Here is a 19,792-nt window from a genome sequence, read left to right on the forward strand (position 1 = left end):
GCAGACTCCGGGAGCACAGGGTCAAGGATATTGGCCAGCACCAGGAGGACCAGGCCAAGGATATGGGCAGACTCCGGGAGCACAGGGTCAAGGATGGCCAGCACCAGGAGGACCAGGCCAAGGATATGGGCAAACACCGGGAGTACAGGGTCAAGGATATGCGCCAACGCCTGATGGAACTCCATTTAATTACCAAGGACATCCATTTAACCAACAACAAAATCATGGTTATAGTAACAATAGCCGAAATCAAGATGAAAACAGTGATAATGATTAATCACCTAAGCGGAGGCGGTTCATATTTGAGTCGTCTCTCTTCCTTTTTATATCAGGAGGGTGGATTAAATGTTATAAAAGTTAAGCGGCTAAAACCATTCGTTTTTTATATTGAAACGGATGTACGGCAATTTATACTTAAAGGGAAGCGTTCTTTACATTCAATCCTTCAACAATGGGATTTTTTTAATGCTTTTAATAGTAAAGAAATCGGCTCTTTTGTGTTGTTTCCGAATGGAAAAAAAGTAATAAGTGGTTACGGTTGTAGTTGGGTTTTGATTCCATATTTTAATGCTAGTCCTATTCAATATTCTTCTGAACAAGATCGACAAGACGCTTTGTCCACAATAATTTCTTTTCATCAACTATCAAAGGGGGTACTTGTTGAAAATCCAATATTAATTCCACCAATTTATATAAAATGGTATAACAGACTAGATAAATTTAAATATACACGTGATTTAATGGAGCAATATGGGTATTTAACATTATATAAAGATATTTTACAGATTACGAAGACCAGACTAGAGGTGTTTGAATCACTTGATTGGTATAGTATTGAAAAAGATGCAGTAGATCAAAACACATGGGTTCATGGAGATGTAGCATCTCATAACTTTATGAGGGATGAAGAAAATCACATTTATTTGATCGATTTTGATTTGTTAGCTTTGGCTCCAAATCTTTATGATTATATCCAGCTTGGGCAACGATTTTTACCGTTCATTAAATGGAATACCAGCAAGTTAATGGAATATTCAGTTTTTGAAAAAGATATGGATATCATGGTTTGGCTTTCAGGTATTTGCGTCCCTTCTGATATAATTCGTGAGTGGCTTCATTTTATAAGAAGATATAAAACTGACCATCAACTGAAGGATTATCTAAGTCAATTATCGAAATATTGGTTACAAAGGAAAGAATTTGTAGAAAATGTTGATTTTATGCTAAGATAATTAATATTATGCTGGAAGGGGACAATCGTAATGCAAGAAAAAATTGATAAACTTGTAGAATGGCTACAGCAGCAAGTAGAAGAAGCTGGTGTGAATGGTTTATTAGTCGGGGTAAGTGGTGGTATTGATTCTGCTGTTGTTACAAACTTAGTCAAACGTGCGGCGCCTGAAAACTCCTTGGCGGTTATTCTTCCGTGTAAAAGCAATCCTAAGGATATGGAGGATGCCAAAAAAGTAATTGATCGTGCCGGTATTTCTTCTCTAACTGTTGATTTATCAGAAACACATGAGGTATTAATTTCAAACATTCAAAGACAGTTGACTGAACAAAATGCTTTACATGAGGAGCAACAGCAGCTTGCTGATGCCAATCTAAGAGCAAGACTTCGAATGAGCACACTTTATACTTTAGCGACAAACTACAAATATTTAGTAGTTGGTACGGACAACGCAGCAGAATGGTTTACCGGTTATTTCACGAAATATGGTGATGGTGGTGTGGATTTAGTTCCACTTGTTCATCAGACGAAAGGCGACGTTCGTGAAATGGCAAAATACTTAGATGTTCCAGATGAAATTATTAATAAACAACCAAGTGCGGGGCTTTGGGAAGGTCAAACGGATGAAAACGAAATGGGAACCAGCTATGCAATAATTGATAGTTATTTAAAAGGGAAAGAGATTCCACACAAGGATAAAGAAATTATTGAGCGGATGCATCGAAATTCAGCTCATAAACGAGAGATGGCAAAAGCTCCAGAGAAATTCTGAAATTCCTAAATATAACTGTTTAAAAAAACTTTCCTTACTAATTCTAACTAGTAAGGGAGGTTTTTTTATGAAGAAAATTACTGTTTATCCGACGTTAATTTTTCTCACGGTAATGTTATCTGGTTGTCTTGGCCAAGAAGGATCGCACAATGGTGAAATAGGTGACATGGATAATCCAGATAATAATAATCCAATTGCTTATTCTACGGAACAAGAAGAGGCACAACGACGTGGATTAAATCCAGTGGAGAACGAGATTGATTCTGAAAATCCAGAACAATTATTGGAAGGCTATCAAACAAAAATGAGAAATCCTAATGATGGAAATAACGCTTCCTATAACCAAAGTTTTTACAATCAGGAATCTCAGAGTATTGCTCGTGAAATTAATCAGGTGGAAGGGGTAAAAATATCACAAGTAATTGTTACAGATAATCATGTGATTGTATCTGTAATGCTTGACCAATATGATTACAAAACAAACCCGGAGAGAATCGCTGAGGCGATCTACAATCGGACCACTGATTTAGTCCCTGATAAAGAAGTTAATGTCTATACAGATGCAGTATATTGGAACAAAATGAAGAATTTAAACGCAAGGTTGAAGGATGAAGAGGATCCAGAAAGAACACAAACCTTTATTGAAGACTTTTTGGAATAAGCGACAAATAAATTTAATGAGGTTGTACCATAGGGGTCTGACCCCTTTATTTTGGGGCAGCCTCATTTTACATATATCTCTCTTAACTCCTTAACCCAATTACTTTAATATGCTATAGTATACAGGAATAAACATTCATCTCTTTGAAGAGTTGTTTAAGAGAGGGGTATGTATATGGCTGGTCATTCAAAATGGAAAAATATTCAGAGAAGAAAGAATGCACAGGATGCCAAACGTGGTAAAATCTTTATGAAAATGGCAAAGGAAATATATGTTGCTGCAAAACAGGGCGGTGGTGACCCTGATATGAATCCATCCCTTCGTCTGGCCGTTGAAAAGGCTAAATCAAATAATATGCCGAATGAAAATATTGATCGTGCAATTAAAAAAGCAACAGGGGATTTAGATGGCGCTCAATATGAAGAATTAACTTACGAAGGCTATGGTCCTGGTGGGGTTGCAGTAATGGTGGAAGTCTTAACAGATAATAAAAACAGAACTGCATCTGAAGTAAGATATGCATTTAATAAAAATGGTGGAAACCTAGGTGAAAATGGTTGTGTTGGATTCATGTTTAATCGGAAAGGTTATCTAGTGATTGAAAAGGAATCTGTCGATGAAGATGAAGATACAGTAATGCTTGAAGCAATTGAAGCTGGTGCAGATGAAATGGAGACGACGGAAAAAACTTATGAAATATATACCGATGCAGATAACTTATCAGAAGTTAAAGAGAACTTAGAAGCAAACGAAATTAGGTTTGATACAGCAGAAATAACAATGATTCCAGAAACCTATTCAGCAGTTCAAGCCAAAGACGCTAAGAAAATGTTTCATTTAATTGATATGCTAGAGGACATTGAGGATGTTCAGGAAGTTTATCATAATTTAGAAGTGGATGAGAATTTAATGGAACAAATATAATCCAGCTTATTACTCTCTTTCGTATAACTATACGAAAGAGTTTTTATTTTTTTTGGATAGAAATGCTAAAATTGGTCCAAATTAATAAAGAGTATTTATAGAAGTTATTTTTGTATTACCATATAACAAACATTACTAATCAAACATGGGGTGAAAGCTACAATGAAAAAGCATTTGTTCCTAATTGCTTTATCTGTAATCATTGTTTTTGGAGGAGTAACTATATCAGATTTTGTACAAGCTGATAACAAAAAAGGTGAAGACGAAGAATCAATAAAGCGGGAACCACTGAAAATGGAAGTAACATTACAGAAGCAATATATGGATGGAAGAGTTGAAGAAGAAACACATACGGAAACAGTGTGGGCAATGGAAGACTTCTGGGCTTATTACGATGCGTGGCAATTAGTTAATCAAGAACAAGGTAAAATTGTATTTAAAAAGCAAATTTCTGATATATCACCGTATTTAAAGGAAAATGGATATTTTGGATTAAAAAATGACATTCTAACGATATTTGAAGGAAGACCTGAAGAGCAACAAGTCATTCAATCTTTTTACCAAATTGATACGAGTGATTTAGAAAGTTATCAGGCAAAACAATTAAAGTCTGGTATAAAAATTGATTCTAAGGACGTTTATGAATATGTTTTAGAAGCCTTTCGGGAAATGACACCTTCTCGTTCAGTAAGTAGTTAATTTTATAATAAGTGCTTATCCCTGAGTTCACAGAACAATTAGTTTTTTGTAAAATTGTTAATGATTGTGGGATAAGCACTTTTTCTATATACCATAATGGTTAAAAAGAATAGAAAAAGTGTTTTAATAGGAACAGAATATAGAATTTTTAAGCATATTTGAACTTTGATATTATACGAACATACGCTTGTGTGATAAAATATACATAGGTCTATAAAACGAATGGAATGAATCATGTGCTTTTTCAAGTACAAGGGGAGAAAATAGATGATAGCATACATAAAAGGAACATTAGAGGTTATAAGTGAAAATTCGGTTATTGTAGAAGCAAATGGTGTTGGTTATGAAATTATTTGTGCAAACCCATTTCGTTTTGAAAATCTAAGAAGTCAACCTGTTTTGATTTATACATATCATTATGTTAGAGAGGATATTCAAGTATTATATGGTTTTAAACGTACAGACGAAAAAACTTTATTTTCTAAATTATTAAATGTATCAGGAATTGGTCCTAAAGGAGCATTGTCGATTTTAGGGAGTTGCGGAGTAAATGACTTTGTTTTGGCGATAGAAGAAGAGAATGAGAAATTCTTAACCAATTTTCCTGGCGTAGGAAAGAAAACGGCACGTCAAATGATTTTAGATTTAAAGGGTAAGCTACCTTTTGAATACAAAAATTCCACAAGTGAATACAGTCAAGAGAATAATGGAGTACAGAATGAGAAAGAATCAGTAGCTATCAAGGAAGCCTTAGAAGCATTAAGGTCATTAGGTTATTCTGAAAAAGAAATAAAGCAACTTACTCCATTACTGAAAGAAGAGCAATATACAAATGCTGATGATTATGTACGCAAAGGATTATCGTTAATGATGCAAAAATAAAAAGGGGGGAGAAGTACGATGCAAGAGCGAATGATTTCAAGTGAGCTACAAGAAGAGGATACATCCATCGAACTTAGCTTACGCCCTACGACGTTAAAACAGTACATAGGTCAACATAAAGCGAAAAGTAATTTAGGAATTTTTATTGAGGCTGCGAAATTAAGAAATGAGTCATTAGATCATGTTTTATTATACGGACCTCCGGGGTTAGGTAAAACAACACTAGCATCGATCATAGCCAATGAAATGGATGTACAATTTCGAACGACATCTGGTCCAGCCATTGAACGAGCAGGGGATTTGGCAGCAATTTTGTCATCGCTAGAAGCTGGTGATGTATTGTTTATTGACGAAATTCACCGTTTACCAAGATCTGTTGAAGAAATTTTATATCCCGCTATGGAGGATTTTTGTTTAGATATTGTGATTGGTTCGGGATCGAGTGCAAGATCAGTTCGACTAGATCTTCCTCCTTTTACGTTAGTTGGTGCAACAACTAGAGCTGGGCTGTTAACTGCACCTTTACGTGATCGATTTGGGGTATTAAGTAGACTTGAATTCTATGAAACAAAAGACTTATGTTCAATTGTTGAACGAACCTCAGAAATTTTTGATGTGTTGATTCAAAGTGATGCAGCAGTAGAGATTGCTAGAAGATCTAGAGGAACACCAAGAATTGCAAATCGACTACTGAAACGGGTCAGAGACATATCACAGGTTCGTGGTGAAGAAGAAATTTCGCTTGCAACTACAAAAAGTGCTTTGGAAATGTTGCAAGTAGATCCTGCAGGTTTGGATCACATCGATCATAAATTTCTAATAACAATTATGGATGGTTTTAATGGGGGGCCTGTTGGATTAGATACAATTGCTGCAACGATTGGTGAAGAATCACAAACGATTGAAGATGTTTACGAACCATTTTTATTACAAATGGGCTTTATACAACGAACACCACGTGGAAGGCAAGTCACACCAAAAGCATATGAACATTTCAATCGGGAGGTGCCGGAAGCTTGACCGGGATAGGAAAAGTTTTTATTGTTATCGGGGTAGTGTTTATTCTTATTGGATTATTATGGGGAATAGTAGGAAAGCTACCTGGTGATATTAGTTTTAAGAAGGGAAATGTATCATTTCATTTTCCGATTATGACTTCCATTGTTGTAAGTATTATACTTTCAATCATTTTTTATTTTATAGGTAGATTCCGTTAACACAAGATAGGAAATCACTGAAAATAAGTGAAGGAGAAAAGCATGAATATTACTGATTTTGATTTTGAATTACCTGAAGAACTAATTGCACAAACACCATTGAATGACAGAACAGCATCACGTTTATTAGTAATGAATCGTGAGAGCAAGACCATTGATCATCAATCCTTTACCGATATTATTGATTATCTGCAACCAGGAGACTGCTTAGTTTTAAACGATACAAAGGTCCTCCCAGCACGATTATACGGTAGTAAAGAAGACACAGGGGGAAAGGTAGAAGTATTGTTGCTTCATCAGCAAGAAGGTGACAGGTGGGAAGTACTTGTGAAGCCAGCAAAACGGGTCAAAAAGGGTACAGTTATTACCTTTGGTGAAGGTGTAATGACTGCCACCTGTGAAGATGAACTAGAGCATGGTGGTAGAGTGTTGCATTTTCATTATGACGGCATATTTTATGAAGTACTAAATAATTTAGGGGAAATGCCTCTTCCACCTTATATTAAAGAACAGTTACCTGACCGAGATCGCTATCAAACAGTTTATGCTAAAGAAGAAGGTTCTGCAGCAGCTCCTACGGCTGGTCTTCACTTCACGAAAGAGTTACTCGGAAAAATAGAAGCAAAGGGTGTTGAAATTGCTTTTATTACCCTTCATGTAGGGCTCGGAACGTTTAGACCGGTAAGTGTTGACCGTATCGAGGATCATGACATGCATGCAGAATTTTATCATATGTCTCAGGATACAGCAGAACAATTAAATCGAATAAAACGGAACAATGGTAGAATCATATCTGTTGGAACGACCTCAACACGGACATTAGAAACGATTGCTAATGATTTTGGACTGGAGTTTATGGCAGCAAGTGGATGGACTGACATATTTATTTACCCACCTTATCAGTTTAAGGCAATTGATGGTTTAATAACAAATTTCCACTTGCCAAAATCTACTCTGATCATGCTTGTAAGTGCTTTTGCAGGGAAATCATTTGTACTGCAGGCATATGAAGAAGCAATTGAGAGGCGTTACCGATTCTTTAGCTTTGGCGATGCCATGCTAATTTTATAAACTGATTTCCGAAAGAAGGTTTTTCAAATATGCAAGCAATCACCTATGAATTAATAAAAACATGTAAGCAAACTGGAGCTAGGTTAGGCAAAGTTCATACACCACATGGAACATTTGAAACGCCTATCTTCATGCCGGTTGGAACGTTAGCGACAGTTAAAACGATGAGTCCTGAGGAATTAGAACAGATGGGTGCAAAAATCATTCTGTCCAATACCTATCATTTGTGGCTTCGTCCTGGAGAGGATATCGTGGAAGCAGCAGGAGGCCTTCACCAATTTATGAATTGGAATGGTGCGATATTAACAGATTCAGGTGGGTTTCAAGTCTTTAGTTTAAGTGATTTGCGTGAAATTGAAGAAGAAGGAGTCCATTTCCGAAATCATATTAGTGGAGAAAAATTATTTTTATCTCCAGAAAAAGCGATGCACATCCAAAATTCTCTTGGTTCTGATATTATGATGGCATTTGATGAATGTCCTCCATACCCTGCTGAACATGCATATATGAAGCGGTCAGTTGAACGTACCAGCAGATGGGCAGAACGTTGTTTAGAAGCACATAATAGAATAGATAAACAAGGCTTATTTGGAATTGTTCAAGGTGGTGAGTATGAGGATTTACGCAGGAAAAGTGCAAAAGACTTAATGTCTATGGACTTTGCAGGCTACGCAGTCGGTGGATTATCAGTAGGTGAACCAAAGGATGTTATGAACAAAGTGCTCGACTTTACGACACCATTATTGCCAGACAATAAGCCTCGCTATTTAATGGGTGTTGGTTCCCCAGATTCACTGATTGATGGTGCAATAAGAGGGATTGATATGTTCGATTGTGTATTGCCAACCAGAATTGCAAGAAATGGAACGTGTATGACATCTCAAGGTCGTTTAGTTGTAAGAAATGCTAAATTCTCGAAAGATTTTTCCCCAATTGATCCGAATTGTGATTGTCATGTATGTAAAAATTATACCAGGGCTTATATTCGACACCTAATTAAGTGTAATGAAACATTCGGTTTTCGACTTACTACTTATCATAATTTATATTTTCTGTTAAAATTAATGAAGCAAGTACGCGAAGCGATAATAGAAGATCGTCTTGGCGATTTCAGAGAAAAATTCTTTGAAGAATATGGTTTTAACGAACCCAATGCTAAAAACTTTTAGGAGGAGGGAAAGACATGGAAACATTGGTAAGTTTACTGCCAATTATTTTGATGTTTGTCATTTTTTATTTCTTGCTAATACGTCCACAGCAAAAAAAGCAAAAGAAAGTGCGACAAATGCAAGCAGACCTGAAGAAAGGTGACAAGGTTGTTACAATTGGCGGGTTACATGCGACTGTCAATGCACTTGATGAGGATACATTAGTGCTTGTGGTAAATGATGGTACAAAGCTTACATATGACCGTTCTGCGGTTAGAGAAGTTGTGAACCAAGATTAACACATAATTATTATCCAAAAAAAAGTAGGCGAGCTTAGTGCTGCCTACTTTTTTATGTTATAGGAAAACTATGAATTAGATTCCGAACTCATATTAACCCCGAACACGCCTCCTAATAAAGCTGCCAGCAAAAACCCTCCATGATGAAGCAGCTGAGTTAAAGAAAAACCTGAACTGTAGCCTAAGTACTGATAAAGTAGAATAAAAAAAGTAAACCCTAAACCAGTACATGCTCCTAGAATCCACCCTTTTTCTTTCCCCTTTAAACCTGCGATTAATCCCCCTGCAAATAAAGCGATGATGCTTATAACGAGTGTTGTCCAAGTTAACGTGGATGAGCCTAAAGAAGTAAATCGTAATAATAGAGATAAGATTAAACTTGCGACTAGCATAATACCGAAAACTGTAATCCAGCCATATAGAAGCGCAGTAAAACGTGACTTTGCCACACTTTTCCCCTCCCCAGTTTGTCTACTTTACTATAAGCTTATTCGAATAAAATTAAAATAGAATAAAATAATTTGCCAAACTACTGAATACATTTATAGAAATGAATGATTTATTTTGTTGATTACTTATTTTATTTTCAAAACTAGCTTGTAATAGTCAAATAAAATAAGTTTTTTATTTGTTTTGGAGAGGGGACAAGGTATGGCATCTACCATTGCTATCGTTGTTTTTATCGTTAGTTATCTATTTATTATGACAGAAAAAATAAATCGAGCACTCGTTGCCCTTTCTGGAGGTCTTTTGCTTTTACTTACAGGCATCTATCAGTGGGAGGATGCATTTGCAAACTATATTGATTGGAGTACGGTAACACTTTTATTTTCGATGATGGTTTTAGTTTCCATCACAAAAAAGACAGGTTTATTTGAATATATAGCAATCAGCTTTGCGAAATTAGTAAAAGGAAAGCCAATCCCTTTATTGATAGGGGCAGCGATTATGACAGCTGTTGGTTCAGCACTATTAGATAATGTTACTACTGTTTTATTATTTGTTCCAATTATTTTGACATTAACAAAAATGCTTCATTTATCTTCCTTCCCATATCTCATTACGATTATCTTTAGTGCAAATATTGGTGGGACGGCAACCTTAATTGGAGATCCTCCCAATATTATGATTGGTCAAGCAGTTGAGCACTTATCCTTTTTATCGTTTATCATTCACTTGGCACCAGTTGCAATTGTACTCTTTATCATCATGCTTATTTCGGTTGTTTTTCTTTTTAGAAAGCAATTGAAGATGAAAGATAAGAGTTTTATAAACCAATTAATGGGTATGAATGGACAAACATACTTGAAAAAAACTCCGATGTTATATCAATCGATAACAGTATTGTTAATGACAATCGTTGGTTTTATTTTACATCCAATTATTCATATTGAACTAACGACAGTGGCTGTTTGTGGTGCGTTATTACTATTGCTGCTAACGGATAAAGAAGCTGGAGCTGAACGAGTATTTGAAGAAGTAGAGTGGGTTACATTATTTTTCTTCATTGGTTTATTTATGCTGGTTGGCGGATTAGAAGAAGTAGGGGTGATTGACGAGTTAGCAAGAGGAATTATGTGGATAACAGAAGGAGATCTTCCGTTTACAGCACTATTAATATTATGGACTGCTGGAATTTTCTCAGGAATTGTCGACAATATCCCATTTGTTGCTGCAATGATTCCGGTAATTAAGGAGTTCCAATCATATGGGATGGCAAATTTGGATCCAGTTTGGTGGGCTCTTGCATTAGGAGCTTGTTTAGGCGGAAACGGCTCTTTAATTGGTGCTTCTGCTAATGTAGTAGTGGCTGGCTTAGCCGAAGGATCAAATCAAAGAATTCCATTTATTCGTTTCTTGTTGTATGGTATTCCATTGGTTATTCTGTCACTAATTATATGTACGATTTATATATATTTACGCTATTTACTGCCTTTCCAAGATACACTGTAAGGAGGCATACAGTTAGGTGATTAATCAATCATAGGCATATCTAATTCTCTTGAGGTAATAATAATAAAGTCTTTCTAAATTTGTCTTAAGGGAAGTGGAGAAGCTTGGATTTAGAAATAGGTAAAATCATCTTTCGAACCATTGTGATCTATTTAATGATTGTCGTAGTATTTCGAATGATGGGAAAGAGAGAAATAGGTGAGCTGAGTGTACTAGATATTGTTGTATTTCTTATGGTTGCTGAGATGGCAGCCTTTGCGATTGAAGATCCGAAAAATACTCTATGGCAAGTTTTTATTCCAATGGGGGTATTATTAATCGTTCAACGATTGACAGCTTGGCTATCATTGAAAAATACAAAGTTTAGGGCATGGTTTGAAGGGAAACCATCTGTCATTGTCTCCCGTGGAAAAATAGATGAACATGAAATGAAGAAACAAAGGTATAATTTTGATGATTTAATGCAGCAATTAAGGGAAAATGGAACGAAGAGCATACAAGATGTAGAGTTTGCTATTCTTGAACCTTCAGGGCAACTTTCTGTTTTTGAAAAATCACATGGATCAGAAAAGCCGATATCACCTGATGGTTATGTTGTTCCTTTAATTATCGATGGTAAAATTCAAAAGGAAGCACTAGGTAAAATTAATCAAACAGAAGATTGGCTAAGGGAAGAACTAACTAAAAAAGGCTATTCTTCTGTTCAAGCTATTTCCTTTTGTTCGCTAGATAGTGATAATAGCTGGTACATTGATTTAAAAAATGAAAAAAAAAGAGGATAGTTACAATAAAGAAAAAGTATATGGTTCCAGTTTATGGAAGCATATACTTTTTCTTTATTGTATAACATTAATGGTTTCGAACGGCTCATTAACGGGGTAGTTCTTACAAAAAACGATTAAAGATAGGAATTTGTTCAAGCTCTTCTCTTGAAATAAATCGAAGCAAGAATAACAGGATAATATAGATAATGGTTAAACAAAATAATAATAAGAGAAATATAGGCATTTCAGATTCATATCCAGGAAATATACTTTGTAATGTGTTTCCTGCCCACCATGTTAAACCTAATAAAAGACCCATCTTCATGAAATCAGTCCATGGAATTTTAAAGGCTATAACTTTCATTAAAGTTGCTAGATGAAGGATTGTCCCAAGTACAACTCCGACTGACATAGCAATAGCAGCCCCCATGATTCCAAAGTCTTCGTTCGTTGCTAACACAATTAAGATAACAAATTTCACACAAGTACTGATAATACTATTCCACATTGCCGGTTTCGCGTAATCAAGTGCTTGAAGAGCAGCATTTAAAGGGAATTGAACATATAACAAAAGAAAAAACGGTGCCATTAATACTAAAAATTTACTAGCATTACTTGTTCCGTACATAAAAGATAAAATTGGAACCGAAAACAATGTAAGAATAATAGTTGCTAGTGCTCCAGATGCAAAGGAAATTCGAATGGCTTGGTGAATACGATAATGGATTAATCTTTTTTGATTTCTAGCCTCTGCCTCACTAATGTTAGGGACGAGTGCCACTGCTAGTGAGTGTGTAATAAAGGTTGGCATAAATAAAAGTGGTAATGCGTAGCCAGTCAATTCACCATATTGTTTTGTTGCAACTGCCGTTTGAACACCTGCAATAGCCAAACTTTGAGCTACTAGGATAGGTTCTAAAAAATTAGATATTGATCCAACAAGGCGGCTTCCAGTGCTTGGTAGAGCAATGGACATCAGCTCTTTTAATGTATTTTTTCCAGTGTTTACATAGTGAAATACATTTCCTCTTAACTTGATTCGTTTTTTTATTTTAAACATGTGAATCATAAATAATAGTGAAAAAAACTCACCGATAATAACGGAAATCATCGCTCCAGCGGCAGCAAATTCAATACCATAAGGTAAAAACAGTTTTACTAAAAATGCTACACAAGCAATCCTTACAATTTGTTCAATTACTTGTGCATAGCTTTGTGGTTTCATGTTTTGTCGACCTTGGAAGTAGCCTCTAATTACTGAAGCTATTGCACTAATTGGAACCATAGGACTTATCGCTAACAAGGGATAAAGGGTTCTCTCGTCGGTTAACAATGTGTTGGCTACAAATGGTGCAAAAGCAATCATTCCAATTGTATAAAAGATACTTAACGTACCGGTAATGGATAAAGAGATGATAAGGATTCGTTTAATTTTTTTCGTGTCACCGTGTGCATCTGCTTCAGCTACTCTTTTTGAAATTGCAACCGGTAGACCAAACTGTGATAATGTGTAAATTAAGAAGAGGGTAGGGAGAGCCATATTATACAATCCTACTCCTTCTTCACCCATTAATCGTGCAACGATAATACGATTAACAAAACCTAAGAATCTTGTAATCATCCCAGCAAGAATGAGAATCAGCGTTCCTTGTAAAAATGTTTGTTTGGTCACATCGACCGACCTGCCTTCTCAAAAAATTAAATTTCATATACAATGATGTATATGCGACAAAGTTGGTCAAGCATGACAAGCTTTCTTATACTTTTAGAATTTATAATATCTTACCAATCGGAAGAGGGGAAATGTAAATGGAAATTCAAAAGTCTGTAAGTGATTGGAAATCAATGCTTTCCGTTGTATTACATAGTAAGGTAGATGAATTCAGGATGATGGGATACTCTCGAACTACTTCCGAGGATGTGTGGAATTGTCTCACGGAGAAGGTGTGGAAAGGGAATCCAGAAAAGCGGTTACATGAAGTGGTTCAGGATATTTTTCATTTAAACTCGAATACATATATGAGTTATTTAACCGTTCAAACCTATAAGGATGACAATTTGCTTGCTTCGATAGCAGCATTGACAAATTCGGATGATTAATTAATAGAAGGAATTCAATTGACACAACCCTTGAAAAGTCTCATAATACTTTTTGTGCTTATCATTTATAGGACTTATATTAATCAATAATTTCGTAAACCTATTAAAAACGCTGTGTTTATTCATTGGAGTGGATGGTATAAAGGAGGCAATTCAACATGGTAAAACGAGGAAGAATCGTTGCCTTTTTTCTAATCGTATTATTATTTGCGGGAACGATTGGAACAACGATTACAGGAATAACAAAAGATATAAAATTAGGACTAGATCTTCAAGGTGGGTTTGAAGTTTTATATGAAGTCGAACCTGTTGATGAAGATCAAGAAATTACGATGGATGTTTTAGAAGCAACGACACAAGCATTACGTGAACGTGTAGATGTACTCGGTGTAAATGAACCAAATTTTAATATTGAAGGCGAAAATCGAATTCGTGTCCAATTAGCAGGAATTGATGATCAATCAGAAGCACGTGAGTTATTGTCTACATCCGCAAGGTTATCCCTCCGAGATGTTAATGACAAGGAGTATTTGGATGGATCTGATATTAAAGAAGGCAGTGCTAGACAAGACTTCCATCCTGATTTTGGTCATCCTATTGTAACCCTTCAATTGAAAGACGCATCCAAATTTGCTGAGGTAACTGAGCAAATTGCGGCGATGGAACCAAATAATCAACTTGTAATTTGGATGGATTATCAAGAAGGGGATTCATTCCAAGAAGAAGCACAAAAGGAAGATCCTAAGTTTATATCTGCACCAAATGTTAATGAAAAATTAACACAAGCAAATGTAATGATTGATGGTAATTTTACAGTAGATTCAGCCAAACGTTTAGCTGATATTTTAAACGCAGGATCTTTACCAGTAAATCTTACTGAAATATATTCGACTTCTGTAGGGGCACAATTTGGCTTACAAGCAATGGATAAGACGATTTTTGCTGGTGCGTTAGGCGTTGCATTGATCTTTATCTTTATGATTGCCTTTTATAGATTTCCTGGGTTAATTGCAACGATTACATTAAGTATTTATATTTATCTTATTTTACTGGTATTTGAATTAATGAATGGTGTTTTAACTTTACCAGGTATTGCCGCACTTATTCTGGGTGTTGGAATGGCTGTCGATGCTAACATTATTACGTATGAGCGCATGAAGGAAGAATTAAGAGAAGGAAAAACAGTAATGTCAGCATTTAAAGCTGGAAATAAAAATTCACTTTCTACGATTCTAGATGCTAACATTACAACTCTAATTGCTGCGACAGTATTATTTATTTTTGGTACAAGTTCCGTTAAAGGTTTTGCTACATTGTTAATCGTTAGTATATTGTTAAGCTTTATCACAGCAGTATATGGATCAAGATTATTCCTTGGTTTCTGGGTGAAAAGTAAAGCTTTAAACAAGCGTCCAGGTTGGTTTGGCCTAAAGGAAAAAGAAATAAAAGATATAGCTGATACAACAGAGATAGAACCGAAGTTTTTAGGTAGGCAATTTGATTTTGTAAGTTCAAGGAAGAAATTTTTCAGATTGTCTATCCTATTAATACTAGCTGGAGTCATTTGTTTAGTTGCCTTCCGTTTAAATTTAGGAATTGATTTCACTAGTGGTTCCCGTGCAGAAATTCTAGCACCAAACAGTTTAACTGCAGAAGAAATTGAGTCGGGATTTGAAGCGTTACAGCTTGAACCTAATAACATTATCATCTCTGGTGATAACAATGAAATTGGTGTAGCTAGATTTGATAAGGAATTGTCACAAGAAACAATTGCAGAGGTAAAGGAATATTTTGGTGATAAATATGGAAGTGAGCCAAACATTAGTACTGTTTCTCCTATTGTCGGTCAGGAGCTTGCTCAAAACGCAATAATGGCTGTTATCTATGCGTCAATAGGAATTATTATTTACGTTACCTTCCGATTTGAATTTTACTTTGCCTTAGCGGCTATCGTTGCATTGCTACATGATGCGTTCTTTATTGTCGCTTTGTTTAGTATTACAAGGTTAGAGTTTGACATAACGATTATTGCTGCTATTTTAACGATTGTCGGTTATTCCATTAATGACACCATCGTTACTTTTGATCGAATAAGAGAAAATTTAAAACTCAAAAAGCGAGTCAAAACATTTGATGAGTTAGCAGAAGTAGTAAATAAGAGTTTAATGCAAACGTTAGTTAGAAGTTTTAACACCGTGTTAACCGTAGTGTTTGCTGCATTGATGTTACTTCTATTTGGAGCCACATCGATTACAAACTTTTCGTTTGCGCTCGTTATTGGTTTAATTGCAGGAACGTATTCTTCATTATTCATCGGTGCACAGCTCTGGTTAGTATGGAGAGGTAAAAATATTAAAGAAAATCCGATTGTTTATACGGAAAAGCAACGAAATGACGGTCCGCAGGTATAAAAGGATGAGGTTGACTACAAGTTGTAGTCAACCTTTATTTTTTCTGTTTTGATATCGAATCAACTGGGAAAAGAATAAAAGTAACAATTATACCGAAAAATCGACATACAGCTGTGGCTCTACTATAATAAAGGGAATGAAAGGTAAAGGAGGAATTTTATGAGAGGCCAAACATATATAATATTAGCATTGGTATTTGCGGTAATTGTTGCCATATTTGCAGTTATTAATGTAGAACCAGTTGAAGTGAACTATCTGTTCGGAACAGGCTATGCACCATTAATTTTAGTAATATTGATATCTGTACTAATGGGAGGAGTGATAACAGCTACAGTTGGAATAGTTCGTCTAATTAAGCTACAAAAGGAAATTCGAATGTTAAAACAGGAAAATGAAAAGTTAAATGAAAGAATAAAGACCATGGATGATGAACATGAATTATTGATGGATAGCAATCAATCTCCAAATGAAAATGGACAACACCCAACTGAGTAAATCCATCGACAAAATCTGTTTGCTCCCCCTGAGCCACTCTTGTATAATAAGTGAGTCAGGGGTGAATTTATGTTACAAAGTAAAGCAAATTGGAAATTTACATATGATACAAATGATGATTATAGTAATGTTTTTTCACAACTTTCTATATCTTCATTGACTGAACGTCTATTAGTTAAAAGAGGAATTACTACAATAGAAGAAGCAAAGTCGTTTCTAAACCCTAAAAGTAGTCAATTGCATTGTCCATCTTTAATGAATGATATGGAAAAAGCAGTCAATCGGGTAAAACAAGCAATAGAAAATGGTGAGAGTATATTAGTATTTGGTGATTATGATGCTGATGGTGTTAGCTCGACAACCGTTATGATAGAAGCACTTCGTGAACTTGGTGCTGTGTGCGAGTATTATATACCTAATCGTTTTACAGAAGGCTACGGTCCAAATGAGAATGCATTTAAAGAGGCTTCTAAGCAAGGGTTTCAGCTAATAATTACCGTTGATACAGGTATAGCAGCAGTTCATGAAGCTGAAATTGCCAAAGACCTAGGGATTGACCTTATCATTACGGATCACCATGAGGTACAAGAAAAAGTTCCTGACGCATTTGCCATTGTTCACCCGAAATGTTCACCTAGTTATCCTTTTAAAGAATTAGCCGGAGTGGGTGTGGCATTTAAGTTTGCTCATCAATTATTAGGCTATTTTCCAAAACATCTTTTAGATTTGGTAGTGATTGGGACAATAGCAGATTTGGTACCACTTCTGGACGAAAATAGAGTATTGGCATACGATGGATTAAAAGCGATAAGTGCGACAAACCGGTTTGGAATTAAAGCACTAATGAAACAATGCAACATGGAAGGTCCGGTAACAGAAGAAGATATTGGATTTTTAATTGGCCCAAGAATTAACGCTGTTGGCAGACTACAGGATGCGAATGTTGCAGTTGATTTATTATTAACCAAAGATCCTGAAGAGGCAAAAGAACTGGCAGCTTTTGTTCAACAGCTAAATCAGGAACGTCAAAAAGTCGTCAGCAATATTACGAAGGAAGCAGAAGAAATAGTTGAAAAAGAAGCAGAAATGAATAAAAACGTTATAGTTGTAGCAAAAGAGGGATGGAACGAAGGTGTTTTAGGTATTGTTGCATCAAAATTAATTCAGCGGTATCAAAGACCTACTGTCGTTCTATCGATTAATCCTGAAAAAGGTTATGCGAAAGGTTCTGCTAGGAGCATTGATGCATTTGACTTGTTTTCTAATTGTATGACAATTCGTGATACTTTTGTTCATTTTGGTGGACATGCACAAGCTGCAGGTATGACTCTTCACCAAGCTGACATTTCTGTTTTACGTACTCAACTAAACCAATTAGCTAGTGAACAATTAACCGATGAGGACTACAAACAGGTATTAACGATTGACGAAATGGTTACAATCGATGAACTCAGCTTATCCTTGATTAAAGAGATAGAGAAGCTTGCTCCTTTTGGGATGGGGAATCCCAAGCCGCTTTTTCATGTTAAGTCAACACCGACAGAAATTCGCCAGCTTGGAAGCCAACAAAATCATTTAAAGCTTTCCTTCGAGCAACAAACTACAAAATTGGATTGCATAGGATTTGGAATGGGGGAGTTATTTCCGATAATAGGTCCACATTCTGAGATAGATGCAGTAGGAGAACTGCAGATCAATGAATGGAATGGAAAACAAAAACTCCAGTTACTCTTAAAAGATTTATCGATAAAGCAATGGCAACTTTTCGACTACCGTGGGTCAAAGCATTGGCAAAAGCAAATAGAACCATCTTTTTTAGAGACGAGCTTAGCTATTTGTTTTCAGTCAGAGGTGAACCAGTCATTTCCTCTTGACTTAAACCCAGTTCAATATGACAATTATTTCATTGATCAAGGTGATTATTCTTATATAACTGATCTATTTATTATGGATCTGCCAGCTTCTTTTGAACAATTGGAAAACGTATTGTCTAGCATTAACCCTAAACGGATTTATGCATGTTATCGATTACAAAATGACGATCAATATTTCCATTCGTTTCCAACGCGTGAAGATTTTAAATGGTTTTATGGCCTACTATTGAAACGAAAATATTTTGATTTAGAAAAGGATACACCGAAGCTTGCTAAGCATAAAGGTTGGAAGGTAGAAAAAATCCAATTAATGATTAAAATATTTTACGAATTAGATTTTGTTAAAATGGAGACTGGTAAAATCATTCCTTTCTCTAAGCCATCAAAACGAGATTTAACAGAATCTACTCTTTACCAAAGAAAATGGATGCAATCTAAAATAGAAGCAAAGCTATATTACTCTACATACAAGGAACTGAAGGAATGGTTTGACAATCACCTTCATGTAGAGAGTTCATTGAAGGAGGAAGTTAGTTATGGATTATAAAAAATATATAACAATCGTAGATGATTGGCCTAAAAAAGGTGTGCGTTTTAAAGACATCACTACATTAATGGACAATGGTACAGCCTATAAATCAGCGGTAGATGAAATCGTCGAGTATTCAAAGGTTCGTAATATTGACCTTGTAGTAGGTCCAGAGGCTAGAGGCTTTATCGTTGGGTGTCCTGTTTCCTATGCACTGGAGGTTGGATTTGCACCTGTACGTAAAGAAGGAAAACTTCCTCGTGAAGTAATTAAAGTTGATTATGGTTTGGAATACGGTCAAAATGTATTAACCATTCATAAAGATGCTATTAAACCAGGACAACGTGTTTTAATTACAGATGATTTACTTGCTACAGGTGGTACAATTGAAGCAACAATTAAATTGGTGGAGCAATTAGGTGGAATTGTAGTAGGTTGTGCCTTCTTAATTGAACTTACTTACCTTAATGGTCGAGATAAATTAGAGGGGTATGATGTATTGACTTTAATGCAATATTAATGTTTTGATATAACAAAGGAGTGCTCTAATTAAATAAGAGTACTCCTTGTTTTCCTAAAAATTACTTTTATAAGAGGATGTTGAACTCGAACTTATAATTGTTTCTAAATAATTTTCATTTTTACTTTACTTTTTTGGTTGTTTTTTTGATACTATAAGAAATAAGGTTACAGGCGGAACTTGTCACATTTTGTGACAGCTCAGTAAAGCACGCCTCTGTGCGGCTAAAAGTAGCTGATCTC

20 protein-coding genes and 1 pseudogene are annotated in these 19,792 nt (G+C 35.6%); 19 read left to right on the forward strand and 2 right to left on the reverse strand.

The features are described 5' to 3' along the window. From JOC48_RS00005 to yajC, 12 genes and pseudogenes are all read left to right on the forward strand, one after another. Positions 1–277: pseudogene (locus JOC48_RS00005) on the forward strand (hypothetical protein); the annotation flags it as partial. After that, entirely contained in the window at positions 255–1,232 is a 978-nt protein-coding gene (locus tag JOC48_RS00010; RefSeq protein ID WP_204496992.1) for a phosphotransferase, read from the forward strand. The pseudogene JOC48_RS00005 and the gene JOC48_RS00010, both read left to right, overlap by 23 nt. Positions 1,233–1,262: 30 nt before the next feature. Then, positions 1,263–2,003 carry an NAD(+) synthase gene (nadE, locus tag JOC48_RS00015; protein WP_204496993.1) on the forward strand — a complete coding sequence of 247 codons (741 nt, stop codon included), beginning with the start codon at positions 1,263–1,265 and terminating at the stop codon, positions 2,001–2,003. A gap of 67 nt (positions 2,004–2,070) precedes the next feature. Further along, positions 2,071–2,664: a YhcN/YlaJ family sporulation lipoprotein gene (locus JOC48_RS00020; protein ID WP_204496994.1), complete on the forward strand. Its 594-nt coding sequence runs from the start codon at positions 2,071–2,073 to the stop codon at positions 2,662–2,664. Between the two features lie 174 nt (positions 2,665–2,838). Continuing rightward, entirely contained in the window at positions 2,839–3,588 is a 750-nt protein-coding gene (locus JOC48_RS00025; RefSeq protein WP_204496995.1) for a YebC/PmpR family DNA-binding transcriptional regulator, read from the forward strand. Between the two features lie 162 nt (positions 3,589–3,750). Continuing rightward, a complete protein-coding gene (locus JOC48_RS00030) occupies positions 3,751–4,287 on the forward strand; it encodes an intercompartmental signaling factor BofC (RefSeq protein ID WP_204496996.1) in 537 nt (178 codons plus the stop codon). A gap of 267 nt (positions 4,288–4,554) precedes the next feature. Further along, on the forward strand, positions 4,555–5,169 hold the full coding sequence (gene ruvA, locus JOC48_RS00035; protein WP_204496997.1) for a Holliday junction branch migration protein RuvA: 615 nt from the start codon (positions 4,555–4,557) through the stop codon (positions 5,167–5,169). A gap of 18 nt (positions 5,170–5,187) precedes the next feature. Then, positions 5,188–6,189: a Holliday junction branch migration DNA helicase RuvB gene (gene ruvB, locus JOC48_RS00040; RefSeq protein ID WP_204496998.1), complete on the forward strand. Its 1,002-nt coding sequence runs from the start codon at positions 5,188–5,190 to the stop codon at positions 6,187–6,189. Next, positions 6,186–6,386 (forward strand): DUF2905 domain-containing protein, encoded by a 201-nt coding sequence (locus JOC48_RS00045; protein ID WP_204496999.1) that lies wholly within the window; start codon positions 6,186–6,188, stop codon positions 6,384–6,386. Before ruvB ends, JOC48_RS00045 begins: the two co-directional genes overlap by 4 nt. 42 nt (positions 6,387–6,428) lie before the next feature. Beyond that, a complete protein-coding gene (gene queA / locus JOC48_RS00050; protein WP_204497000.1) occupies positions 6,429–7,457 on the forward strand; it encodes a tRNA preQ1(34) S-adenosylmethionine ribosyltransferase-isomerase QueA in 1,029 nt (342 codons plus the stop codon). Between the two features lie 29 nt (positions 7,458–7,486). Continuing rightward, positions 7,487–8,626, forward strand: a complete 1,140-nt coding sequence (tgt, locus tag JOC48_RS00055) for a tRNA guanosine(34) transglycosylase Tgt (protein ID WP_204497001.1) — start codon at positions 7,487–7,489, stop codon at positions 8,624–8,626. A gap of 14 nt (positions 8,627–8,640) precedes the next feature. Beyond that, entirely contained in the window at positions 8,641–8,904 is a 264-nt protein-coding gene (gene yajC / locus JOC48_RS00060) for a preprotein translocase subunit YajC (protein WP_204497002.1), read from the forward strand. Between the two features lie 68 nt (positions 8,905–8,972). On the opposite strand, the gene JOC48_RS00065 is transcribed toward yajC, so the two are convergent. Continuing rightward, positions 8,973–9,353, reverse strand: coding sequence for a TIGR04086 family membrane protein (locus JOC48_RS00065; RefSeq protein ID WP_204497003.1), 381 nt, complete (start codon positions 9,351–9,353; stop codon positions 8,973–8,975). 202 nt (positions 9,354–9,555) lie between these two features. Here JOC48_RS00065 and JOC48_RS00070 point away from each other — a divergent pair, with 202 nt between their 5' ends. Next, positions 9,556–10,857, forward strand: a complete 1,302-nt coding sequence (locus JOC48_RS00070) for an ArsB/NhaD family transporter (protein ID WP_204497004.1) — start codon at positions 9,556–9,558, stop codon at positions 10,855–10,857. A gap of 155 nt (positions 10,858–11,012) precedes the next feature. Continuing rightward, positions 11,013–11,639: a YetF domain-containing protein gene (locus JOC48_RS00075; RefSeq protein ID WP_204497388.1), complete on the forward strand. Its 627-nt coding sequence runs from the start codon at positions 11,013–11,015 to the stop codon at positions 11,637–11,639. 103 nt (positions 11,640–11,742) lie between these two features. Here the strand turns inward: JOC48_RS00075 and spoVB are convergent, their stop codons facing one another. Further along, positions 11,743–13,293, reverse strand: a complete 1,551-nt coding sequence (gene spoVB, locus JOC48_RS00080) for a stage V sporulation protein B (RefSeq protein ID WP_204497005.1) — start codon at positions 13,291–13,293, stop codon at positions 11,743–11,745. A gap of 137 nt (positions 13,294–13,430) precedes the next feature. Between spoVB and JOC48_RS00085 the strand changes: the two genes are divergently transcribed. The 5 genes from JOC48_RS00085 to JOC48_RS00105 all read left to right on the forward strand — a co-directional run bounded on the left by JOC48_RS00085 (position 13,431) and on the right by JOC48_RS00105 (position 19,550). Then, positions 13,431–13,721 (forward strand): post-transcriptional regulator, encoded by a 291-nt coding sequence (locus JOC48_RS00085; RefSeq protein WP_204497006.1) that lies wholly within the window; start codon positions 13,431–13,433, stop codon positions 13,719–13,721. 158 nt (positions 13,722–13,879) lie between these two features. Then, on the forward strand, positions 13,880–16,132 hold the full coding sequence (secDF, locus tag JOC48_RS00090) for a protein translocase subunit SecDF (RefSeq protein WP_204497007.1): 2,253 nt from the start codon (positions 13,880–13,882) through the stop codon (positions 16,130–16,132). Positions 16,133–16,291: 159 nt separating this feature from the next. Further along, a complete protein-coding gene (locus JOC48_RS00095) occupies positions 16,292–16,627 on the forward strand; it encodes a LapA family protein (protein WP_204497008.1) in 336 nt (111 codons plus the stop codon). 69 nt (positions 16,628–16,696) lie between these two features. Continuing rightward, positions 16,697–19,048, forward strand: a complete 2,352-nt coding sequence (gene recJ, locus JOC48_RS00100; protein WP_204497009.1) for a single-stranded-DNA-specific exonuclease RecJ — start codon at positions 16,697–16,699, stop codon at positions 19,046–19,048. Then, the gene (locus tag JOC48_RS00105; RefSeq protein ID WP_204497010.1) at positions 19,038–19,550 is read left to right on the forward strand and encodes an adenine phosphoribosyltransferase; all 513 of its coding nucleotides are present in this window, start codon (positions 19,038–19,040) and stop codon (positions 19,548–19,550) included. The genes recJ and JOC48_RS00105 overlap by 11 nt, the downstream gene beginning before the upstream one ends. Positions 19,551–19,792: the final 242 nt, after the last annotated feature.

The sequence above is a fragment of the Aquibacillus albus genome, from assembly GCF_016908325.1.
GTDB classification, from domain to species: Bacteria; Bacillota; Bacilli; order Bacillales; family Amphibacillaceae; genus Aquibacillus_A; species Aquibacillus_A albus.